24 protein-coding genes are annotated in these 19,829 nt (G+C 70.8%); 17 read left to right on the top strand and 7 right to left on the bottom strand.

Going from position 1 to position 19,829, the window contains the following annotated elements; translation table 11 throughout:
• Positions 1 to 12: 12 nt before the first annotated feature.
• On the bottom strand, positions 13 to 258 hold the full coding sequence (locus ABZ990_RS24170; RefSeq protein WP_361235204.1) for a hypothetical protein: 246 nt from the start codon (positions 256 to 258) through the stop codon (positions 13 to 15).
• Positions 255 to 452, bottom strand: coding sequence for a hypothetical protein (locus ABZ990_RS24175; RefSeq protein ID WP_361235207.1), 198 nt, complete (start codon positions 450 to 452; stop codon positions 255 to 257). Before ABZ990_RS24175 ends, ABZ990_RS24170 begins: the two co-directional genes overlap by 4 nt.
• Positions 453 to 524: 72 nt before the next feature.
• Between ABZ990_RS24175 and ABZ990_RS24180 the strand changes: the two genes are divergently transcribed.
• A complete protein-coding gene (locus ABZ990_RS24180) occupies positions 525 to 1,142 on the top strand; it encodes a TetR family transcriptional regulator C-terminal domain-containing protein (protein ID WP_361235210.1) in 618 nt (205 codons plus the stop codon).
• 111 nt (positions 1,143 to 1,253) lie between these two features.
• Here ABZ990_RS24180 and ABZ990_RS24185 read toward each other — a convergent pair whose 3' ends face one another.
• Together ABZ990_RS24185 and ABZ990_RS24190 are read right to left on the bottom strand one after the other, a co-directional pair.
• Positions 1,254 to 1,769: a GNAT family N-acetyltransferase gene (locus tag ABZ990_RS24185; protein WP_361235213.1), complete on the bottom strand. Its 516-nt coding sequence runs from the start codon at positions 1,767 to 1,769 to the stop codon at positions 1,254 to 1,256.
• Positions 1,760 to 3,001, bottom strand: coding sequence for a helix-turn-helix transcriptional regulator (locus tag ABZ990_RS24190; protein WP_361235216.1), 1,242 nt, complete (start codon positions 2,999 to 3,001; stop codon positions 1,760 to 1,762). Before ABZ990_RS24190 ends, ABZ990_RS24185 begins: the two co-directional genes overlap by 10 nt.
• Before the next feature lie 343 nt (positions 3,002 to 3,344).
• Here ABZ990_RS24190 and ABZ990_RS24195 point away from each other — a divergent pair, with 343 nt between their 5' ends.
• The 5 genes from ABZ990_RS24195 to ABZ990_RS24215 all read left to right on the top strand — a co-directional run bounded on the left by ABZ990_RS24195 (position 3,345) and on the right by ABZ990_RS24215 (position 5,994).
• Entirely contained in the window at positions 3,345 to 3,593 is a 249-nt protein-coding gene (locus ABZ990_RS24195; RefSeq protein ID WP_361235219.1) for a hypothetical protein, read from the top strand.
• Entirely contained in the window at positions 3,590 to 4,000 is a 411-nt protein-coding gene (locus ABZ990_RS24200) for a hypothetical protein (protein WP_361235222.1), read from the top strand. Before ABZ990_RS24195 ends, ABZ990_RS24200 begins: the two co-directional genes overlap by 4 nt.
• A gap of 205 nt (positions 4,001 to 4,205) precedes the next feature.
• Positions 4,206 to 4,700, top strand: coding sequence for a hypothetical protein (locus ABZ990_RS24205; RefSeq protein WP_361235225.1), 495 nt, complete (start codon positions 4,206 to 4,208; stop codon positions 4,698 to 4,700).
• A complete protein-coding gene (locus ABZ990_RS24210) occupies positions 4,616 to 5,530 on the top strand; it encodes a hypothetical protein (RefSeq protein WP_361235228.1) in 915 nt (304 codons plus the stop codon). Before ABZ990_RS24205 ends, ABZ990_RS24210 begins: the two co-directional genes overlap by 85 nt.
• The gene (locus tag ABZ990_RS24215; protein WP_361235231.1) at positions 5,527 to 5,994 is read left to right on the top strand and encodes a GNAT family N-acetyltransferase; all 468 of its coding nucleotides are present in this window, start codon (positions 5,527 to 5,529) and stop codon (positions 5,992 to 5,994) included. Before ABZ990_RS24210 ends, ABZ990_RS24215 begins: the two co-directional genes overlap by 4 nt.
• A gap of 63 nt (positions 5,995 to 6,057) precedes the next feature.
• Here the strand turns inward: ABZ990_RS24215 and ABZ990_RS24220 are convergent, their stop codons facing one another.
• On the bottom strand, positions 6,058 to 6,756 hold the full coding sequence (locus ABZ990_RS24220; RefSeq protein WP_361235234.1) for a hypothetical protein: 699 nt from the start codon (positions 6,754 to 6,756) through the stop codon (positions 6,058 to 6,060).
• Between the two features lie 326 nt (positions 6,757 to 7,082).
• Between ABZ990_RS24220 and ABZ990_RS24225 the strand changes: the two genes are divergently transcribed.
• Entirely contained in the window at positions 7,083 to 8,531 is a 1,449-nt protein-coding gene (locus tag ABZ990_RS24225) for an MFS transporter (RefSeq protein WP_361235237.1), read from the top strand.
• Between the two features lie 144 nt (positions 8,532 to 8,675).
• Here ABZ990_RS24225 and ABZ990_RS24230 read toward each other — a convergent pair whose 3' ends face one another.
• A complete protein-coding gene (locus ABZ990_RS24230) occupies positions 8,676 to 9,179 on the bottom strand; it encodes a universal stress protein (RefSeq protein ID WP_361235240.1) in 504 nt (167 codons plus the stop codon).
• A 4-nt stretch (positions 9,180 to 9,183) separates the two neighbouring features.
• A complete protein-coding gene (locus tag ABZ990_RS24235) occupies positions 9,184 to 10,443 on the bottom strand; it encodes an SLC13 family permease (RefSeq protein WP_361235242.1) in 1,260 nt (419 codons plus the stop codon).
• Positions 10,444 to 10,635: 192 nt separating this feature from the next.
• Between ABZ990_RS24235 and ABZ990_RS24240 the strand changes: the two genes are divergently transcribed.
• The 10 genes from ABZ990_RS24240 (at position 10,636) to ABZ990_RS24285 (ending at position 19,771) form a co-directional block, all read left to right on the top strand.
• Positions 10,636 to 11,808 (top strand): aminotransferase class I/II-fold pyridoxal phosphate-dependent enzyme, encoded by a 1,173-nt coding sequence (locus tag ABZ990_RS24240; RefSeq protein WP_361235245.1) that lies wholly within the window; start codon positions 10,636 to 10,638, stop codon positions 11,806 to 11,808.
• Between the two features lie 120 nt (positions 11,809 to 11,928).
• The gene (locus tag ABZ990_RS24245; RefSeq protein ID WP_361235248.1) at positions 11,929 to 12,498 is read left to right on the top strand and encodes a MaoC family dehydratase; all 570 of its coding nucleotides are present in this window, start codon (positions 11,929 to 11,931) and stop codon (positions 12,496 to 12,498) included.
• Between the two features lie 289 nt (positions 12,499 to 12,787).
• A complete protein-coding gene (locus tag ABZ990_RS24250; RefSeq protein WP_361235251.1) occupies positions 12,788 to 13,630 on the top strand; it encodes an SAM-dependent methyltransferase in 843 nt (280 codons plus the stop codon).
• A complete protein-coding gene (locus ABZ990_RS24255) occupies positions 13,627 to 14,670 on the top strand; it encodes a class I SAM-dependent methyltransferase (RefSeq protein ID WP_361235254.1) in 1,044 nt (347 codons plus the stop codon). Before ABZ990_RS24250 ends, ABZ990_RS24255 begins: the two co-directional genes overlap by 4 nt.
• Before the next feature lie 233 nt (positions 14,671 to 14,903).
• Positions 14,904 to 15,797 carry a diiron oxygenase gene (locus ABZ990_RS24260; protein WP_361235257.1) on the top strand — a complete coding sequence of 298 codons (894 nt, stop codon included), beginning with the start codon at positions 14,904 to 14,906 and terminating at the stop codon, positions 15,795 to 15,797.
• A gap of 46 nt (positions 15,798 to 15,843) precedes the next feature.
• The gene (locus ABZ990_RS24265) at positions 15,844 to 16,731 is read left to right on the top strand and encodes a hypothetical protein (protein ID WP_361235260.1); all 888 of its coding nucleotides are present in this window, start codon (positions 15,844 to 15,846) and stop codon (positions 16,729 to 16,731) included.
• Position 16,732: 1 nt separating this feature from the next.
• Entirely contained in the window at positions 16,733 to 17,296 is a 564-nt protein-coding gene (gene acpS, locus ABZ990_RS24270) for a holo-ACP synthase (RefSeq protein WP_361235263.1), read from the top strand.
• Between the two features lie 13 nt (positions 17,297 to 17,309).
• The gene (locus ABZ990_RS24275; RefSeq protein WP_361235266.1) at positions 17,310 to 17,567 is read left to right on the top strand and encodes an acyl carrier protein; all 258 of its coding nucleotides are present in this window, start codon (positions 17,310 to 17,312) and stop codon (positions 17,565 to 17,567) included.
• Positions 17,564 to 18,772, top strand: a complete 1,209-nt coding sequence (gene metK / locus ABZ990_RS24280) for a methionine adenosyltransferase (protein ID WP_361235269.1) — start codon at positions 17,564 to 17,566, stop codon at positions 18,770 to 18,772. Before ABZ990_RS24275 ends, metK begins: the two co-directional genes overlap by 4 nt.
• A 15-nt stretch (positions 18,773 to 18,787) precedes the next feature.
• The gene (locus tag ABZ990_RS24285) at positions 18,788 to 19,771 is read left to right on the top strand and encodes a carbohydrate kinase family protein (protein ID WP_361235272.1); all 984 of its coding nucleotides are present in this window, start codon (positions 18,788 to 18,790) and stop codon (positions 19,769 to 19,771) included.
• Positions 19,772 to 19,829: the final 58 nt, after the last annotated feature.

The following is a 19,829-nucleotide window of genomic DNA, read 5'->3' on the forward strand; positions in this document are numbered from 1 at the left end:
GGTCCCGGGTAGTCACGGGCGGTGCCGGGGCGGGTGCCGGCGTTCCGCCGACCTGCGCCACATCGCGCGCATGCCGAGCGAGAGAACCACAACGGCGGCGACGACGATTCCGGTCCTGAGCACGAGATCCACGAGGACGTGGTGGAGGAATTCCGAGGACTCCATCAGCTGGGCCGACCGGGAGGCGAGCGGCACGGAGACGAGCGGCATGGAAGCGAACGGCAGGGAGGTGAGGGGCGCGAGGGTGAACGGGATCATCGGTGGCTCTCCAGATGACGGGCGGCGGCGCGCGCGGCCGCCTTCACAGCGGGGGTCGCGTGGCGCCGGACCTCGTCGAGCCGGCCCGTACGTCTGAGGTGGAGGGCGACGGCGAAGACCACCAGGGCGAGGACGACGAGACCGCCGACGACCAGGCCGAACCGGATGAGCAGGAGTGTGAGAACCGTGTCCATGAGAGCGACCTCCAGCTTTTTTATCACGACTGTGATAAATCCTTTGTATCACGCGCGTGATAAAAATGCCGCATGCCCAAGCAGGTGGATCCGGAAGCGCGTCGTCGGCACGTGGTCGACGCGCTGTTCCGTGTCGTGGTCCGGGACGGCCTCCAGCGCACCTCGCTGCGCGCCGTCGCCGACGAGGCAGCGCTGAACATCGGCTCGCTGCGCCACTACTTCTCCGGGCAACAGGAACTGATGCGGTTCGCCATGGGGTCGATGCTCGAACGGGTGGCGGCCCGCCTGATCGACCGGGTCGAGGAGATAGGCGAGCTGATCGACTACCCCCGTCGACAGCAACTCTCGCTCTGCACCGACCTGTTGGCCGAACTTCTGCCGCTCGACGCCCGCCGGCGGGCCGAGGTCACCGTCTTCCTCGACTTCAACACCGCCGCCCGCACCGACCCGTCGCTCGCGGATCTGTCCCGGCAGACCGCCGAGGGGGTACGGGATCTGGTGCGCCGGGTCCTCGACCGCCTGGAGGACGCGGGTACCCTGCGCCCCGGCCTCGACCGCGCCCTCGAAACGGAGCGGCTCGCGTCCCTCGTCGACGGCCTCGGCATGAACGGCGTCCTCCACCCCGAGGTCCTCGACCCGGACGACTGCCTCGCCGTCCTGCGCGCACACCTCAAGGGCCTGATCCGCTGACCCACCGCGCCCCGGCCGCCGCCACGGCGCCCGTCGCACCCCGGCCCGTCGCGCCCCTGCCCCCGTCGCCCCCTGCCCGAACCGCCGCCCCCAGGCGTCTTCAGGCAGGACTCAGGCCCCGCTCCTCAAGTGCCGCACCATGACGGCGAATCGCGGGGAGTCATCCGAGGGCCGGGTCTCCGCCCGCTTCTCGTAGCCCCACCGCTCGTACAGCGCCTGGACCCGAGGGTGGGCCGAGTCGACGAGCAGCGTCACGAAGTCCGCGTTCGTCGACCGGATCAGCGCGTCGTGAATCCGCTGCGCCCGCCCGGTCTTCTGCCACCGGGGCACCACCATCAGCTCGGACAGCGCGAAGATCCTCCCCCGTACATCCCTCGGCCGGTCGGCTCCCTTCCACCAGCCGCCCGGCTTGAACGCCGAGCCGTACGCGTATCCGACCGGCCCCTCGCCCTCCCATCCCGACACGCACGACCAGTCCTCCCGCCCCGACCAGAGGTCGACGAAGTACGAGAACCGCTCGCGCGAGTGGAACGGATCGGGGTCGTCCGCGTACACCTCGTCGTGAATATCCAGAAGAGTGGAGCGGACACTTCGCGCGTCCGTGTGCGAATACCACTTCAGATCCACTGGCGTGACTCCTCGATCCACCTCACGGCCTCGGGGGCTTTCGTTCCCGTGGCCTCGACGACTTGCCGAGTCCTGATCAGCGTGTTCGCGGTACGCAGAGAACCGGAGACCCGCGGCAACATCTCGAATGCCTGTCTGCCGGTCGCACAGGCCAGTTCCACTTCGCCTTGGTGCGCCTGGCACAGCGACAGATGAGCGGTGAAGAGAGCCCTGTCCCGCACAAGTTCGGAAGGGAGGGCGGCGAGCGTGCGGTGAAGACAGGACTCCGCCCGCTCGTGCTCCCCCATTGCCGTCCAGGCGTACGAGGACAGGGCGTTGTACTCGGCCCTGCTGTAGAAGGTGATCCATTCCGAGGGTTGTCGTCCTTCGCGGGCCTGCCCGAATGCCGACTCCGCGAGATTCATGGAGCGCTTCGACTCGGCGGACCGTCCCAGTCTCGCCAGGGCGTTGGCGAGTCGCATGTGCGCCAGCGATGCGTACAGCGGATCGCGCCGGGCCACCGATGAACGCTTCAGGACGTCCGCGCCGGCCGCTGCCTCGGCATGGTTCTCCCTCTGACTGGAGGTGAGCGTCAAGTGATCCCAGACGCGGAACATGGCCGTGTTGTCGCGCGCGAGGCCGGCGAGCGCGAGGGCCTTGTCCAGATGATCGCGCGCTCTTTCTGGTGCGCTCGCGTCGATGGCGGCGAAGGCGGCCAGGCACCGGACATCGGACGAGAGCCGGTACAGCCGGCATCGGATGCGATCCGAGGATCCGCCGTCAGTGAGCGAGGCTTGAACGCGCACCGCGAGTTCGACGGCTCTGTTCTCGTTCTGCCTCGCTCCACCGGTTCGCTGGTCCTCCTGAAGCAGGCCGGCGTATTCCAGTTGGAACAGATCGGCGTCGGACTGCCCCAGACGCCGGAGTCGAGGGGAAGGCGAAGCGACGACCGTTCCGGCCGCTGTGACGAGGAAGGTTCGACGACGCACGGGGTCCTCCACCTGTACGGCGGTACGTGGTGGGGTGAACCCTAGTTCCGAGACGGGACATCCGAACACCGCCTCCAGTGCGGCGCAGGTCCGGCCGATCGGACGGCGGGTATTGCCGTTGATCAGATTCCGGACTGTTCGCGCGGACACGTCGCCAGGTCTGCCGGTGAGCGCTTCGATAGCGCGATTCATCCGATGTGCCAATTCATCTTGGGTGAGACCGAGTTCGGCCATGCGACGCTTCAGGATGACGTTCGCTCCCATGGGAGGGAAGGTAGCCGGGCTGTGGAGCCTCGACCAGTCAGACGGTAATGGGGAAGCAAAGTCTTCCGGTTGGTCACACATGGCCCGTCAGTGACTCTTCCTGTTCGCAGCACTTGTGAGGCCTTTGACTGGTCGCACGGTTCGGGAACGAGCAGGGTCCCGGGCGGATCCACTGATCGCTCCTCAGGAGTACGTCGATGACCACACCCCCTACCCATGACAGCGATGAACCCCCCGAGTTCGGCGTACCGAGCGCGGCTCTGGCGGCTCGGGCCGCCGAAGGATTCGCGCGTTTTCTCCTCCGTCGCGACCGCGATGAAGCGGCGGAGGAGGCGGACGATTCGTGAGCGAGGTCGACGGCAGATCCTTCTTCCACGAGGACGACCACCCCTGGCTGCACAAGGCCGTGAGGGACGTCGCCAGTCGTGGGGAAGGGCGGCTCACCGCGATCGTCCATGAAAAGACCGGCGGCAGGACGGTCCGGGTCGCGCACATCCGTCCCGACTCCGGCGTGGAGTGGACCGCCGCCATGGACAACCTTCAGCTCGTACCGGACACCCCACGAAACCCTCCGGAAGGGGTACAGCCATGACCGACACCACCATCGAGCACCACGAACTCGGCCGCTTCCTGGCCGTCGCCGCACAGCGGTTCGCTCGAGGAGAAGGACCCGCCGAGATGTTCTCGGGGGCCGTCGACGCCGAGTGGCATCGCCTGCTGAGCACCTCCGGGTACGCGGAGTTCTCCACCACGCACGCCGGGGCCGTCCTCGGACACCGCGAGATGAACGGTTCGGGACCGGTCGGCTGGGTGTCCGCCTACGAGAAGGCGTACGGGCCGCTGCCGGAGGTCTGGTTCACCGACGGGCACGGCACCCTGGACGCGGACGCGTTCGCCCGCTACCGGAAGACCGGCACGGTCGTGGCCGAGTGGGACTGCGGCCCCGTCACCGAAGGCGATGACGAGGGCGAGGGCGACGCCGTGCCGGACAGTCGGTGACCCGGACCCGGACCCGTAGGGGCAGGGCGTCCCGGCCGACCGCCGGGGCGCTCCGCCTCGTCGAGGCGAGCACCAGCAGGCCGCGGTCCATCGAGATCGCCCCCTACGTGGAGCGGATGACGGCCTTCTGCCCTTATCTCGCCCCTCCGTCGAGCGCGGGCTGACCACCTGGACCGTCTATCGGGCCGTCGGTGGTGCGGACGCGGTGGAGGCCGAGCTGTTCCATGCCGGGGCGCGGGCCGCCGAGTGGCTGCGACCGCTGATCCGCCGGGCCGGTGGGCCCCTGCGGTGCGAGAACGTGGTCGTCCTCGGTGAGGTGCCCGGCGTCCGGCACCGTGATCTGTTCGCATGGCCGCACTGGGCTCTGAAGAATCTGTACGGCCCGGTCGGGATCATGGTCGGCAAGTTCCACGAGGGCGAGGAGGAGACGGCGCGAGGCGGCGAGCCCGTCCCGGCGGCTCCGGTCTCCTTTCTCCCGGTGCGTGCCGCCGTGCGACGGCGCGACCCGGCGTTCCTCCACGCGACTCCCGGGTTGGCGGTCGCGCTCGCCTCGGCCGAGGACGACGGCCGGGACGTGTTCGCTCATGTTCCCCACGACTGGCAGGAGTTACGGGCATGGACGAAACGCCTTCGCCGCCCGGAGAGGCCCTCGACCGGCTCGGAGACCACCTGGGCGAGCCGGTCATGGCCCGGCTCCTGAGCGACCGGCGTGGCTCGCGGGCCTGGAAGCTCCAGGGCCGGTGGAGAGCCGTCGCCTTGAAGGCGAACACCCCTGGCGGTGGCATCGGGCGCGACAAGACGGCCGAGCTGGCGCAAGAGGACGACCATCTGCGGCGACTCGTCGGCGCGGGCGCGCTGAGCGCCGCGTATCGGGTCGACGCCGGGACCTGGGAGGGAGGACGGTGGCTCGCGGTGCGCTGGATCGAGGGCGTGCCGGTGTGGAAGGCATTCGCCCCGGCCCGGAATCGTGAGGGCGACCATGATGTGATGCGGCCCCGCCTTCGCCGGATCGCGCGGAGTTGGGCCGAGGAGCTGGCGCGGATGCACGCCGCCGGGTGGGCGCATGCGGATGTCCAGCCCACCAACACCCTGATCACGGGCGTGGGCCGCGCCGAGCTTGTCGACTACGCCCTCGCGTGCGGCCCCGGCGGCGGGCCGCGCCTGCCGTACCGAGGAGCGCTCACCCACACCACCGCCCCGGAAATCGCCGCCACTCTCCTGTCGACGGCCGACGGCGCGCATGTCCAGGCAGGGCCGGCCGCCGACTTGTGGGGGCTGGGCGCGTCGCTGTTCTGGTGCTGGACCGGCCGCCGTCCTGTCTCCTACGGGGCCGACGCGGAGCGGTCGGAGAAGCTGCGGACCATCGCCCGGGGCGCCACGATCTCGCTGCCGTGCGTCCGACCCTGGCAGTTTCCGGCGTTCGAGGAAGTGATCACCGCCTGTTTGGCGCCTTCACCGGAGGACCGGCCCACCGCCGCGACTCTGGCCGCGCTTCCGGCTCTCGCGGAAGACGAGGAGGGGGCGGGGTGATCGTGCTTCGCTCGCTCGGCGATGCCGATGCTCCGGCTCTCCGCCGCGTTTACAGCGGGGCCTCCATGCCGTATCTGGCCAGGTCCGCGATGACACTGCCCGACGCGGAACGCTTCGTACGACGGGCACGTCGGTGGGCCATGGAGGTCCCGGTCGCGCGGTACGTCCTCGGAGCCGAGCACGGGAGGACTCTGGTCGGGGTGGTCAAGCTCGATCGCCGCCCCGAGGCCCATGGGAGAGTGAGTTACGTCTTCCGTGAGGACCTCTGGGGGCGCGGTCATGCGACCGATGCGGTACGGGAGTTGGTCTCCTTCGCCTTCACGGCGGCCGGCTTCCGTTCCCTCGGCGCCCGGCATCATCCCGGCAACCCGGCATCCGGCCGTGTCCTGCTGAAGAACGGATTCTTGCGGCTCGGACTACGGGACGGCCTGATCGAGTACCGCCTGGAGGCGAGAGCCGCCTGACCGCTGCGGCGCGCCGCGCGTGCGGTCGGGCGGGGTGACGTGTCGCGGTGCCCGCGGTCTTCCTCAGCCCTCCGTCCCCTCCGCCCCCGCCGTCCCCGTCAGTTCCTTCAGTTCGCGTTCCATGTTGGCGCGCGCCCGCGCCTCCCAGGCCGCCGCCCCGTAGGGGGTGCGGAAGAGGCGGGGCAGGGCGAGGAGGTGACGGAGTACGGCGGCGCGGCCCTCGCGGAAGTCGGGGTCCGGGACGAAGGCGTACTCCCCGCGGACCGCCGTTGTATACCCCGTATAGGTATCTGCCTCGGTGGCCAGGATCGCGAGATCGGCGTCGCACAGGGTCTCGCCGTCGAGGTCGCCGGGGGCCGGGTCGTGGAGGGTGGTGAGGCGGACGAGGCGGGCGACCTCGGCGACCTCGTGGGAGGTCAGGCCCGCCTCGGAGAGGGCCTTTTCGGCCAGGGCCGCCGAGCGCTCCTCGTTCTCCGAACGGTCCGGCCGGTAGACCGCGTCGTGGAACCACGCGGCCAGTCGTACCAGCTCCAACTCCCCACCTCCACCGCCCTGATCGGCGAGTTCGTCGATGCGGTCGAGGACCGCCCGCAGGTGGGTGACGGTGTGGTAGCGGCGCTGCGGCTCGGTCCAGCGGGCCAGCAGGTTCCGGCCGTACGGGAGGGGGTCCGGGCCCTCGCGGCCGGCGCGGGCGGCGAGCAGGGTGGAGGTCCAGCGGGCGAGGAGATCCTGCTCCTCGCGGGGCGTCAGCTCGGCGGTCATGCGGGCATTCTCCCGCCCTCGCGCGCACGCCGGGCCGGCGTGCGCGCGCCCTTCTTCGCGCCCGACCGCGCGCCCGGTATGCCCCTTGCCCCGCGCCGCCCCAAGTCCCGTGAATCCAGGGCTTGATCAGGTAGCGACCCGGCTGCGACCCGGCTGCGACCAGGCCGTGACCACGGCCCGCGCACGACTCTTGCCGAGGTCGCGTTCGGGGTCTTACCGCTCTCTTACATACCCCCCATGGGTATGCTACGGTGCAGCGCACAGGTACCCCCCAGGGGTATCTGTCACCGCCTCCAATCACCGATAGCGAGCGAAGGGTCAGGGCAATGTCAACCGTCAATCCCCGGCGCTGGTGGGCACTTGTCGTGCTCGCCGCCGCACAGTTCATGGTTATCATGGACACGTCAATCATTGGCGTCGCACTTCCGGAAATGCAGAAGGACCTCGGCTTCTCGCAGAGCGAGCTGCAGTGGGTCTTCAACGCCTACGTGATCGTCTTCGGCGGTCTGCTGCTCCTCGGCGGACGCCTCTCCGACCTCGTCGGAGCCCGGAAGATCTTCGTGTCCGGCTGGGCCGTCATGATCGCCGGTTCGGTCGTCGCCGCCGCCGCGCAGTCGGCCTGGGTCGAGATCGTCGGCCGCGCCGTCCAGGGCGTCGGTGGCGCGCTCATCGCGCCGTCCGCGATGACCCTGCTCATGATGCTGTTCATGCACGACCCGCGTGAGCTGGGCAAGGCGATGGCCCTCTACGGCGCCGCGGCCCCGGCCGGCGGTACCGCGGGTGTGTTCCTCGGCGGTGTCTTCACCGAGTGGGCCGCCTGGCAGTGGTGCTTCATCATCTACATCCCGATCGGCATCGCGACCCTCGCCGCCACCAAGATCCTCCCGAACGTCGACGCCCGCCGCGGCTCCGTCGACATCCTCGGCGCCATCGCCGTGACCGCCGGCCTCGCGCTCACCGTGTTCGCCGTCGTCCGCGCCCCCGAGGTCGGCTGGGGCTCGACCGCCACCATCCTGGAGCTGGCCGGCGCCGTCGTCCTGCTCATCCTGTTCTTCGTGATCCAGAAGGCCCTGCGCGAGCCGCTCATGCCGCTCAGCGTCTGGCGCGTCCCGCGCCTCGGCTCGGCCAACCTGGCCATGACGCTGCTCGGCGCCGCCTGGATCCCGATGTGGTACTTCCTGAACCTCTACCTCCAGCAGGTCCTCGGCTACGGGGCGTTCGCCTCCGGCGCCGCGCTGCTCCCGATGACCGTGCTCCTCATGATCTTCATGACGGCCATCACCGCCCGTCTCATGGCGAAGCTCGGTGCGAAGCCGCTCATCGGCGTCGGTCTGCTGGTCCTGGCCGCCGGTCTGGTCTGGCTGTCGGTGGCCGAGCCCACCGGCACCTTCCTGGTCGACGTCCTGCCGGCCTCGCTCGTCGCCGCGCTCGGCATGTCCCTCGCCTACATCCCGACGATGATGTCCGCGATGGCCCACGCTCCGCAGGAGCAGGCCGGTCTCGCCTCCGGCATCGTCAACACCACCTACAACGTCGGCTCCGGCCTCGGCCTCGCCGCCCTCACCGCGGTCGCCATGTCGCAGGGTGCCGCCGAGATCCACAACCTGCCGAAGCTGACCGACGGCTTCTCGGCCGCCTTCATCGGCGCCGCGATCATCGCCGCCGTCGGCGGTGTGATCACGCTCCTGGTCATGAAGGGCGACAAGGCCCTGGCCGCCGCCTCGGCCCCGGCCGACGCCGCCCCGCAGCCGCAGGGTGACAAGGTCGGCGTCTGACCTCTTCTCCCCTGGGCCGCCCGATGTTCCTCCCCGGACTTCGGGCGGCCCTTCTTTTTCGTGTCCGGGTACATGGACGGATTCGTGTGCGCTTCCCGTACGGGCATATGCCAGAACCGCCCCCGGCCCCCGCATCCCGCAGACCTACCGGTGCGGCGACGGCGGGTGCGACGGCGGCGGCACCGTGACGATGCCGGGCGCGGTCTCCGGCCAGACCAGCAGAACCGGGCAGGGGGCGTGGTCGACGATGAAGCGTCCGGCGGGGCCGAGGCTGTGCGGCCCGAGGTGGGTACGGTCGCCGTCGCGGGCGAGGACGAGCAGGTCGGCACTCTCGGCGGCGGTGACCACTTCCCGTTCGGCGCGACCGGTGAGCTCCCGCCGGGTGCAGGAGCGTCCCAGCCGCTCCGCGGCGTCGGCGAGCAGCCGGTCGGCGGAGGCGGCGGCCAGCTGTTCCAGCCGCGTGCCGGGATCGTGCGCGCCGTGGCCCCGGCCGAGCAGCCCGGCGAACGCGCCGTGCGCCGCGCCGGGAACGTCGGCCGGGGTGACGTGCAGCAGCGTGATGTCCGCGCCGTCGGGCGCGTGCGCGCGGACGGCGTCCACGCAGGCGGGCCAGGTGCCCTCGACGATCCAGACCAGCACGGTCGTCACGCGGTCAGCCTCCCGGGATCGCGTTCAGTGCCACCCAGAGTGCCAGGACCGCGCCGAGCAGGCCGGCCGGCACGGCGTACAGGCCGAGCCGGGTGAACTCCCGCAGCTCCACCTCGCTGTCGTGGGCGTGCACGATGCGCCGCCACAGCAGGGTGGCCAGCGAGCCGGCGTAGGTCAGGTTCGGGCCGATGTTCACCCCGAGCAGCACCGCCAGGACGGCGCCGGGCCCCGACGGGGCGGTCAGCGGCAGCAGCACCAGCACCGCGGGCAGGTTGTTGATCATGTTCGCGAGGACGGCGGCCAGCGCCGCGATGCCCAGCAGCGCGACCAGGCCGGTGCCCTCGGGGATCAGCCGGCCCAGAGCCGTGTCGAGGCCGTTGTCGACGACGGCGCGGACCACGATGCCCAGGGCCAGGACGAAGGCCAGGAACGGCAGCGCGCCGGCGCGGACGAGGGCCGCGGGAGTGGTACGGCGCCGGGCCAGCGCCCGTACGGCGAGGACGGCGGCGCCCGCGAACGCCGCCCAGGCGGGGTCGATCCCGAGCGCGGAGGCGACCACGAAACCGGCCAGCGTGCACGCCACCGTGACCAGCGCGAACACCGGTACCTCCGGCGGTTCGGCGTCGGCCGGGGCCGTGGCGCCGGCGTCCAGGTCGGTGGCGAAGAACCGGCGGAACACGACGTACTCGATCCCGATGGCCACCAGCCAGGGCAGCGTCATCAGGGCGGCGAACCGGGTGAAGCTCAGCCCGCTCGCCGCGAACGCCAGCAGGTTGGTCAGGTTGGAGACCGGCAGCAGCAGCGACGCCGTGTTCGACAGATGGGTGCAGGCGTAGACGTGCGGCTTCGGCCGGGCGCCGAGCCGGGCCGCGGTGGCGAACACCACCGGGGTCAGCAGCACGATGGTGGCGTCCAGGCTGAGCACTGCGGTGATGGCCGAGGCGAGGACGAACACCTGTCCCAGCAGCCGGCGGGGCCGGCCCGCCGCGGTACGGGCCATCCATGCCCCGCACGCGTGGAACAGCCCCTCGTCGTCGCAGAGTTTCGCCAGGACCAGTACGGCTGCCAGGAAGCCGATCACCGGACCGAGGCGGGCGGCCTCGGCGGCCGCGTGGTCGAGGGAGATCGCCCCGGTGGCGACGACGAGACCGGCGGCCGGGACGGCGACGACCGCCTCCGGCCAGCCGAACGGGCGGATGACGGCGCAGGCCAGCACCACCACGAGAAGAACGACGGACAGGGCCTCCGCCAGCGCAGTACTCACCGGCACATCCTCGCCGAACGGTCACCGGCGACCGCGGTGGAGTTCGAGCCGCCGGCCGCTCCGGCGCGATCGCGCTCTCGCCGCCCCCGCGCAGCACGCACGCGCGCATACCGGCCTCGTCCCGCACACCGTCGCCATCCCCATGTGTCCCCTGCCCACCCCCTCGCTCCCCCCTCTCGGAAGGAACCGTTCATGGACATCACCACCCGCGCCGTCCACGTCTCCCACCCGCCGCTGGACCAGGGCGGCACGCCGCTCTCCGTGCCGATCGTGCAGTCCTCGGCCTTCGCGTTCGCCTCCGCCGACGAGCTGGCCGAGGCGATGGGCGGGCCCGACGGGCAGTACGTGTACAGCCGGCGCGGCAATCCGACCGTACGGGCCCTGGAGACCACGCTCGCCGGCCTGGAGGGCGGCGCCGGCGCCCTCGCCTTCGGCTCCGGCATGGGCGCGATCAGCGGGGTGCTGCTCGCGCGGCTGAAGCCCGGGGACCGGGTGGTGGCGCAGCGGTGTCTGTACGGGGGGACGTACGCGGTGCTGTCCGATCTCGCCGCCCGCTTCGGCGTCCAGGTCACGTACATCTCCGGGGACAGCGTGGCGGAGTTCGAGAACGCGGTGGACGTGGGCGGCCGGCCGGAGCTGCTCGTCCTGGAGACCGTGGCCAACCCCACCGGGCAGGTCGCCGACCTGCCGGGCCTGCTGGCCGCCGCCCGCCGTCTCGGTGTCACCAGCATGGTCGACAACTCTCTTGCCTCACCCGTGCTTTGCCGTCCGATCGAGTGGGGCGCGGACGTCGTCGTCCACTCCACCACCAAGTACCTCTCCGGCCACTCGGACGTCCTCGGCGGCGCCGCCGTCTTCGCCGACGACGCACTCCGGCGGGCGGTGTGGCCGCGCACCGTCGAACTCGGCGCGAGCGCCGACCCGTTCGCCGCCTGGCTGACGCTGCGCGGGATCCCGACGCTGCCGCTGCGGATGCGGCAGCACTGCGCGAACGCGGCCGTGCTCGCCGAGCGGCTCGCGGCCCGCGACGACGTCGTGGCGGTCCACTATCCGTGGCTGGCCGGCCATCCCTCGTACGACACCGCGCGCGCGGTGCTCTCCGGGGGCGGCGGGCTGCTCTCCTTCGAGCTGGCGGGCGGCCGGGAGGCGGGCCGGGCCTTCATCGAGCGGGTCCGGGTCGCCCGGCTCGCGCTCTCGCTCGGCGGCGTGGAGTCGCTGGTCACCCATCCCGCGTCCACGTCCCACCGCGAGCTGGACGCGGACGCGCTGGTGGCGGCCGGGATCGGGGCAGGGCTGGTGCGGATGTCGGTCGGCATCGAGGACGTCGAGGACCTGTGGACCGACATCGAACAGGCCCTGAAGTAAGGGAAGTTCGGGGTAACCCGAAGGACCTTGAGGCTTCTTTTGGGTTGACAAAATAAACGACTGATTCGTAGATTGGGTGATGCCAGGAAACGACAACTCCTAGGTCAAGGAGGGCGCGGGATGCGCTACTTCGAGGACTTCCGGCCCGGCGACGTCCACGAGCTGGGTACCGTCACCGTCACGGCGGAGGAGGTGCTGGAGTTCGGCAGGCGCTTCGACCCGCAGCCCTTCCACACGGACCCCAAGCGTGCCGAGGACTCCCCGTTCGGCGGATTGATCGCCAGCGGATTCCACACCCAGTCGATGTTCATGCGCCGGTACGTGGACGGGCTGCTCGCCTACAGCGTGTGCATGGGATCGCCCGGCATCGACGAGGTCCGCTATCTGCGGCCGGTGCGCCCCGGGGACGTCCTCACGGCGCGCGTCGAGATCCTCGGCGCCACGCCGTCGCCGTTCAACCCCACCACCGGCACCGTCAAGCCGCGGTGCACGCTCGTGGGGGCCGACGGGGCGCCGGTGTTCAGCATGATCCTGCACAGCATCTTCCAGCGGCGCCCCGCCGGCGCCGAGGTCCGCCATCTGTCGTCGATGCCCGCGGCCGAGGATCCGGCGGGGTGCTGCGGATGCGGACCGGAGGGCGGCAAGACCGCCCCCGCGTCCGACCGGCGCAGCCCGGCGATGAGCGCCTAGGTCGCCAGGGGCCGTCCTCCGGATCAGTCCGGAGACACGGGACCGGAGACACGGGACCGGAGACACGGGACCGGAGACACGGGACCGGAGACACGGGACCGGAGCACGGCGCCGCATACACGGCACCGGCACCGGCACCCGGCACCCGGCAACCGACATCCGCGCAAGGCGCCCGAGTGCGGCGCCTGAACAGCACACCAGAACAAGGCATTTGAGCACGGCACCCGAGTGCGGCGACCGAGCAAGGCCGTCCGCCTCTCCCACCCACCAGCGAAAGGGGGGACCTCCTGTGGAGGCCGTATCCCGCACCGCCCAGTGGACCGCCGCAGCGCGCGCCCTGGAGACCGAGCGCGAGGACCGGCTGTTCGCCGATCCCTACGCGCGCACCGTCGCCGACCAGATCGGCTTCGAACTGCTTGAGCGCTACGCGGGCGGTGGCACCGTTCCGTTCCTCGCCATCCGCACCACCTATCTGGACCGCGCCATCGTGAAGACGGTCCAGGAGCGCGGCATCCGCCAGGTGGTCTTCCTCGCCGCGGGCATGGACACCCGGTTCTTCCGGCTGCCCTGGCCCGACGGCGTCACCGTCTACGAACTCGACCGCCCGGCCCTGCTCGACGCCAAGGCGGACATGCTGAAGGACGAGCCGCAGCCGGCCGGCCGGACCCGGATCACGGTCCCGGTCGACCTCACCCAGGACTGGACCGGCCCCCTCAAGGAGGCGGGATGGAAGAGCGACGAGCCCGTCCTGTGGGTGGTGGAGGGACTGCTGTTCTTCCTGCCCGAGCAGGCCGTGCGCACCCTGATCTCGACGCTGTCGGCGCACGCGGCGCCCGGCTCCGTGCTGCTCGGCGACGTCATCTCCAAGGCCGCCCTGAGCAACCCGCTGGCCCGCTCCTTCATGAAGGCGCTGGAGGAGGACGGCAATCCGTGGCTCTTCGGCACCGAGGAGCCCGAGCAGTTGCTCGCCGACTGCGGCTGGGCCGTACGCGAGGTCAGGCAGCCGGGTGAGGACGGCGCCCACTTCGAGCGGTGGCCCTACCCGGTCCCGGACCGCTCCGTCCCCAGGCTGCCGCGGTCCTTCCTGTTCACCTGCGATGTCCCGGCATACGAGGAGGGTTCGGCGGCATGAGCGTCCAGGAGTTCCACCAGAAGGTCATCACCGACGCCGGTGCGGCCGTACGCGGGGTCACCGTCGCGCTCGGCGAGCGTCTCGGGCTCTACAAGGCCCTGGCCACGCACGGCGCGTTGACGGCCGCCGAGTTGGCGGACCGCACCGGCACGAACGAGCGGTACATCGAGGAGTGGCTGCACGCCCAGCTGTCGGCCGGGTACGTGGAGCGGGACCCCGGCTCGCAGGTGTACAGCCTGCCCGCCGAGCACGTCGCCGTCCTGGCCGACGCGAAGTCCGTGACCTTCGCCGCCGGGTTCTTCACCGCCCTCAAGGCGCTGTACGCCACCGAGGACCTGCTGGCCGAGGCGTACAAGACCGGTGACGGGGTCGGCTGGGCCGAGCACGACGCGGCCCTCGACACCGGCATGGGTTCCTTCTTCCAGCCGACGTACGAGCACAAGCTGGTCGCCGAGTGGCTGCCCTCGCTGCGCGACGTCACCACCAAGCTGGCCAACGGTGGCACGGTCGCCGACGTGGGCTGCGGCGTCGGGCACACCACGCTGCTGATCGCCCGCGCGTTCCCGAACGCCACCATCCACGGCTTCGACTACTCCGAAGAGGCCATCTCGCTGGCCCGGCAGCTCGCCGAGGAGGCCGGTCTGTCCGACCGGGTCGTCTTCGAGGTGGCCTCGGCCGACGACTACCCGGGCGCCGGCTACGACCTGGTCTGCTTCTTCAACGCCCTGCACGACATGGGCGACCCGGTGGCCGCCGCCGAGCACGTCCTCAAGTCTCTCGACTCGGACGGCACTTGGATGCTCGTCGAGTCGAACGTCTCGCCCGAGGACATCGACACCCAGACCCCGGCCGCCCGGATGTTCATGGCCCTGTCGGCCGTGATGTGCCTGCCCGTCGCCGTCGCCCAGCGCGGCCCGCACGCGCTCGGCAACCACTCCGGCGAGCAGGCCTTCCGCGCCATCGCGGAGGAGGCCGGCTTCACCCGCTGGCGCCGCGCGAACGAGACCCCGGTGAACGCGGTCTACGAAGTCCGCCCCTGACCCGACCGAACCGCCCCCGCGGATCCCACCGGCCCCCCGGACCCTTCCGGATCCCCGGACCCTTCCGGACCCGGACCCCCGGACCCCTTCCGGACCCCCGGACCCGGCCCCCGGGATCCCGCCTTGGGACCCCGCCCCACCCCGCCGTCACCCGGCCCCCGGCCCTCTCCGGACCCCTGGATCCTCCGGACCCGGCCCCCCGGCCAGTCCACCCCAGCACGAGGAGATGAAACATGGGCGCCACCGCAGCGCTGCCCGTCACCGACCGGTTCATGGAGGTCCTGGAGCGCCTGAGCGAGCGTTCCGTCGAGGACTACTACAACCCGTACCAGACCTTCCAGTGGCCCGACTCCCTGGACGAGAAGCAGTACTGGATGACCCCGGAGCTGCTGACCGTCTACGGCACGAAGCACTTCGAGGCCCTGGACGAGGAGACGCTCCAGCGCCTGTCGCGGTGGGAGTCCGTCAACTTCTACAGCCTCAACGTGCACGGCATCCGCGAGCTCCTCATCGAGGTCATCGGACGGATCCACATGCCGGGCTTCGAGGTCCCCTCGGACTTCTTCCACCACTTCATCGGCGAAGAGAACGAACACATGTGGTTCTTCTCGGAGTTCTGCCGCCGCTACGGCAGCAAGATCTACGGCAGCGCCGGCATGCGCGCCGACGCGGTCTGGGAGCCCGAGGTCGAGAACTTCCTGGTCTTCACCCGCATCCTCTTCTTCGAGGAGCTGGTCGACCACTACAACTCCCGGATGGCCAAGGACGCTTCCCTGTGCCACACCATCCGCGAGGTCAACCGGATCCACCACCAGGACGAGTCGCGCCACATCGCCTTCGGCCGTGAGCTGGTCTCGCTGCTGTTCCAGCGGATGACCGAGGCCGTGAGCGCCGAGCGGATCCGCGAGGTGGAGGCGTACGTGAAGCGTTACGTCGTCTACAGCATCAACTCGCTCTACAACCCGCACGTGTACAAGGACGCCGGCATCGCCGACCCGCTCGGACTGCGCAACGCGCTGATCGCCGACGAGGCCCGCAGGGTCCACGAGCGCAAGGCGATCCGCAAGCCGCTCTCCTTCTTCCTCAAGACCGGCATCTTCTCGGACGACACCCTTCCCGTCCTCTGAAGCCCGGTCCCGAGTGCGCGAACCCACCCCGAGAGGTGCACCGACCATGACCGTGACGACCCCCGAGAACGTCGGGGCGACCAGGGGCCTGCCCACGCTCGGCCCGGAGGGGTCCCGCCTGCTGCGGCTCCTCGACGACACCTTCGAGGGCTGGGGAGTGGCCGCGGGCGCCCGCCCGATGACCATGCCCCCGCTGCTCCCGGCCGCCGATCTGGCCCGGCTCGACTACTACGACAACTTCCCGCACCAGGCCGTCGTGGCCGCCCCGCTCGATCTGGAGCGCCGGACGACCGCGCCGTTCTCCGCCGAGTCCGGTACCTTCCCGGCCGAGGCCCTTCAGCCGGCCGAGCTCGGCCTGCCGTCGGCGTCCTGCTACGCGGTGTACCTCACCCACCAGGGCACGACGGTGGCCGACGACACCCTGGTGACGATCTGCTCGTGGTGCTTCCGCAAGGAGACGCACTACGAGGGCATGCGGCGCCAACTCGGCTTCCGTATGCGGGAGATCGTGGCCATGGGCAGCCAGGAGCACGCCGAGGCCCATCTCGCGGACTTCACCGCCCGTATCCAGGCCTACGCCACCGCGCTGGACCTTCCGCTGCGGCGGGAGGCGGCCACGGATCCCTTCTTCGACAAGGGGAGTTCGAAGGCGCTGCTCCAGCGGCTCACGCCGGTGAAGTACGAGTTCCTGTACGAGGACCTGGCCATCGCCTCCGTCAACACGCACCGGAACTTCTTCGGCGAGCGCTGCTCCATCGCGCTCGCGTCGACCGGCGGGCCGGCCTTCACCAGCTGTGTCGCCTTCGGTCTGGAGCGCTGGCTGTCGGCGCTGACCCGCCGCTACGGCAGCTGGGAGGCCGCGGCCGAAGCGGTCCTCGACGCCAACGCCCGCATGCGCGCCGACGCGAGTAACGCGGCCGGGCCGGTGATCTGACGTGCCGGCCCGTCCCGTCGCCCCGCCGGCGGGCGGCCTGGGCTGGGCGAACCTCGGCATGGACATCGTGTCCGTCAGCCGCGTGCGGAGGCTTCTCACGCAGTACGGGGAGAAGTTCTTCGAGCGGATGCTCACCCCCGGCGAACTCGCCGACTGCCGCACGTCCGACGGGCTCGACCTGCTGAGCCTGTGCGGCCGGATCGCGGCCAAGGAGGCGGCGTTCAAGACGCTGCGGGTCCGCGGCCGGTTCCTGCCCTGGACCGACATCGTCGTACGGCGCTCCGACGGCGGCTGGCCGCTGGTGGAACTGCGCGGCCCGGCGGCGGAGATGGCCCAGGAGGCCGGTATCTGCGAGGTCACCGTGTCCATCAGCCACGACGTCGACTACGCGGTCGCGGTCGCCGCACCGATCATCGCGCCCACCCCTTCCCTCCCTCCCGCGACCTCTGCGGCTCCCGCAGCTCTCGCGACCCCCGTAACCCCCGCAAGTTCCGCAACTCTCGCAACTCCCGTAACTCCCGAACCTCCCACCCCTGCCACCCCTTCCGCTTCCAGCGGTAGGTAAAAGGAGAGCAACCATGGCCGACGGCCTGCAGACGGTGAAGAACTGGATCCTGGAGCGTCACCCGGAGCGCGACGACGTCGCGGCCGACCTCGACCTGATCGAGAACCGTCTCATCGACTCCCTGTCCTTCGTCGAGTTCGTCTTCCTGCTGGAGCAGGAGAGCGGCACGGCGATCCAGATGGAGACCCTGGAGGTCGACTCCATCCGGACCCTCGCCGCCATCGAGCAGCACTTCTTCAGCGGCGCCACCGCCGGGGCGGTGCAGGCATGAGCCGCCGCCTGTTCACCTCGGAGTCGGTGACCGAGGGCCACCCCGACAAGATCGCCGACCGGATCAGCGACACCATCCTGGACGCGCTGCTCGCCCAGGACCCCTCCTCCCGCGTCGCCGTGGAGACCCTGATCACCACCGGTCAGGTGCACATCGCGGGCGAGGTCACCACCTCCGCGTACGCCGACATCGCGACGCTGGTGCGCGAGGCGGTCCTCGACATCGGCTACGACTCCTCCGCGAAGGGCTTCGACGGCGCCTCCTGTGGCGTGTCGGTGTCGATCGGCGCGCAGTCGGCCGACATCGCGCAGGGTGTCGACACCGCCCACGAGGTCCGTGTCGAGGGCGAAGGCGACGAGCTCGCCGCCCAGGGCGCCGGCGACCAGGGCCTGATGTTCGGCTACGCCTGCGACGACACCGCCGAGCTGATGCCGCTGCCGATCGCCCTCGCGCACCGGCTGTCGCGCCGGCTGACGGAGGTCCGCAAGAACGGCACCGTCCCCTACCTGCGGCCGGACGGCAAGACGCAGGTCACCATCGAGTACGACGGCGACACCCCGGTCCGCCTGGACACGGTCGTCGTCTCCTCGCAGCACGCCTCCGACATCTCCGTCGAGGGTCTGCTGACCCCGGACGTGCGCGAGCACGTCGTGGAGCACGTCCTCAAGGAGCTGGTCGAGGAGGGCGTGACGCTGGAGTCCGACGGCTACCGGCTGCTGGTCAACCCGACCGGCCGCTTCGAGATCGGCGGGCCGATGGGCGACGCCGGCCTGACCGGCCGGAAGATCATCATCGACACCTACGGCGGCATGGCCCGGCACGGCGGTGGTGCCTTCTCCGGCAAGGACCCGTCGAAGGTCGACCGCTCGGCGGCGTACGCGATGCGCTGGGTCGCCAAGAACGTGGTGGCCGCCGGGCTTGCCAAGCGCTGCGAGGCGCAGGTCGCGTACGCGATCGGCAAGGCCGAGCCGGTGGGTCTGTTCGTGGAGACCTTCGGCACCGGCGTCCTGCCGGACGAGCGGATCCAGGAGGCCGTCTCCGCGGTGTTCGACCTGCGGCCGGCCGCGATCATCCGGGACCTGGACCTGAAGCGTCCGATCTACGCGGCCACGGCGGCGTACGGGCACTTCGGCCGGGAGCTGGCGGACTTCACCTGGGAGCGCACCGACCGGGTGGAGCAGCTCAAGCGCGCCGCGGGAATCTGAGGGGGCCTGGAAGAGATGCGTATCGCTGTCACCGGATCCATCGCGACCGACCACCTGATGACCTTCCCCGGCCGGTTCAGCGAACAGCTGATCGCCGACCGGCTGGAGCAGGTGTCCCTGTCGTTCCTTGCCGACAACCTGGAGGTCAGGCGCGGGGGAGTGGCGGCGAACATCGCCTTCGGGCTCGGCGTGCTCGGCCTGCGTCCCGTTCTCGTGGGCGCGGTCGGCGCCGACTTCGAGCCGTACCGGGTGTGGCTGAAGGACCACGGTGTGGACACCGACTCGGTGCGCGTCAGCGAGTCGCTCCACACCGCCCGGTTCGTCTGTACGACGGACGAGGCACAGAACCAGATCGCCACGTTCTACGCCGGGGCGATGAGCGAGGCACGGGAGATCGACCTGCGGGAGGTACTGGCCCGGGCCGGGCGGCTGTCGCTCGTCCTGGTCTCGCCGGACGATCCCGAGGCCATGCTGCGGCACACCCGCGCCTGCCGTGAGCTGGGGATTCCTTTCGCCGCCGATCCGTCGCAGCAGCTGGCGCGGCTGGACGGCGGTCAGGTGCGGGAGCTGGTGGACGGGGCGCGGTTCCTGTTCACCAACGAGTACGAGACGGCGCTCCTGATGGAGAAGGCCGGCTGGGACGAGGCCGAGGTGCTGCGGCGCGTCGGCACCTGGATCACCACGCACGGCGCGGACGGAGTACGGGTCCGGGGGGAGAGCCGGACCACACTCGCGGTGCCGGCCGTGCGGGTGGACGAGGCGGTGGATCCGACGGGAGTCGGGGACGCCTTCCGGGCCGGGTTCCTGGCCGCGACGCTGTGGGGCGTGCCGGAGCACTGCGCGGCGCAGCTGGGCTGCGCGATCGCGGCGACGGTGCTCGACTCGGTGGGCACCCAGGAGTACCGGCTCGGCCGTGACCCGCTCCTGGAGCGGATCAGGAGCACATACGGGGTGGGCTGCACCGCCACCCTGGTCACTCATCTGAGGGGGCTGTCGTGAGGGCTGTCGTGAGGGCTGCCGTCCGGGCCGCCAAACGGGCTGTGGTGAGGGGGCTTTC

The sequence above is a fragment of the Streptomyces sp. NPDC046203 genome, assembly GCF_040646255.1.
Taxonomy (GTDB): Bacteria; Actinomycetota; Actinomycetes; order Streptomycetales; family Streptomycetaceae; genus Streptomyces.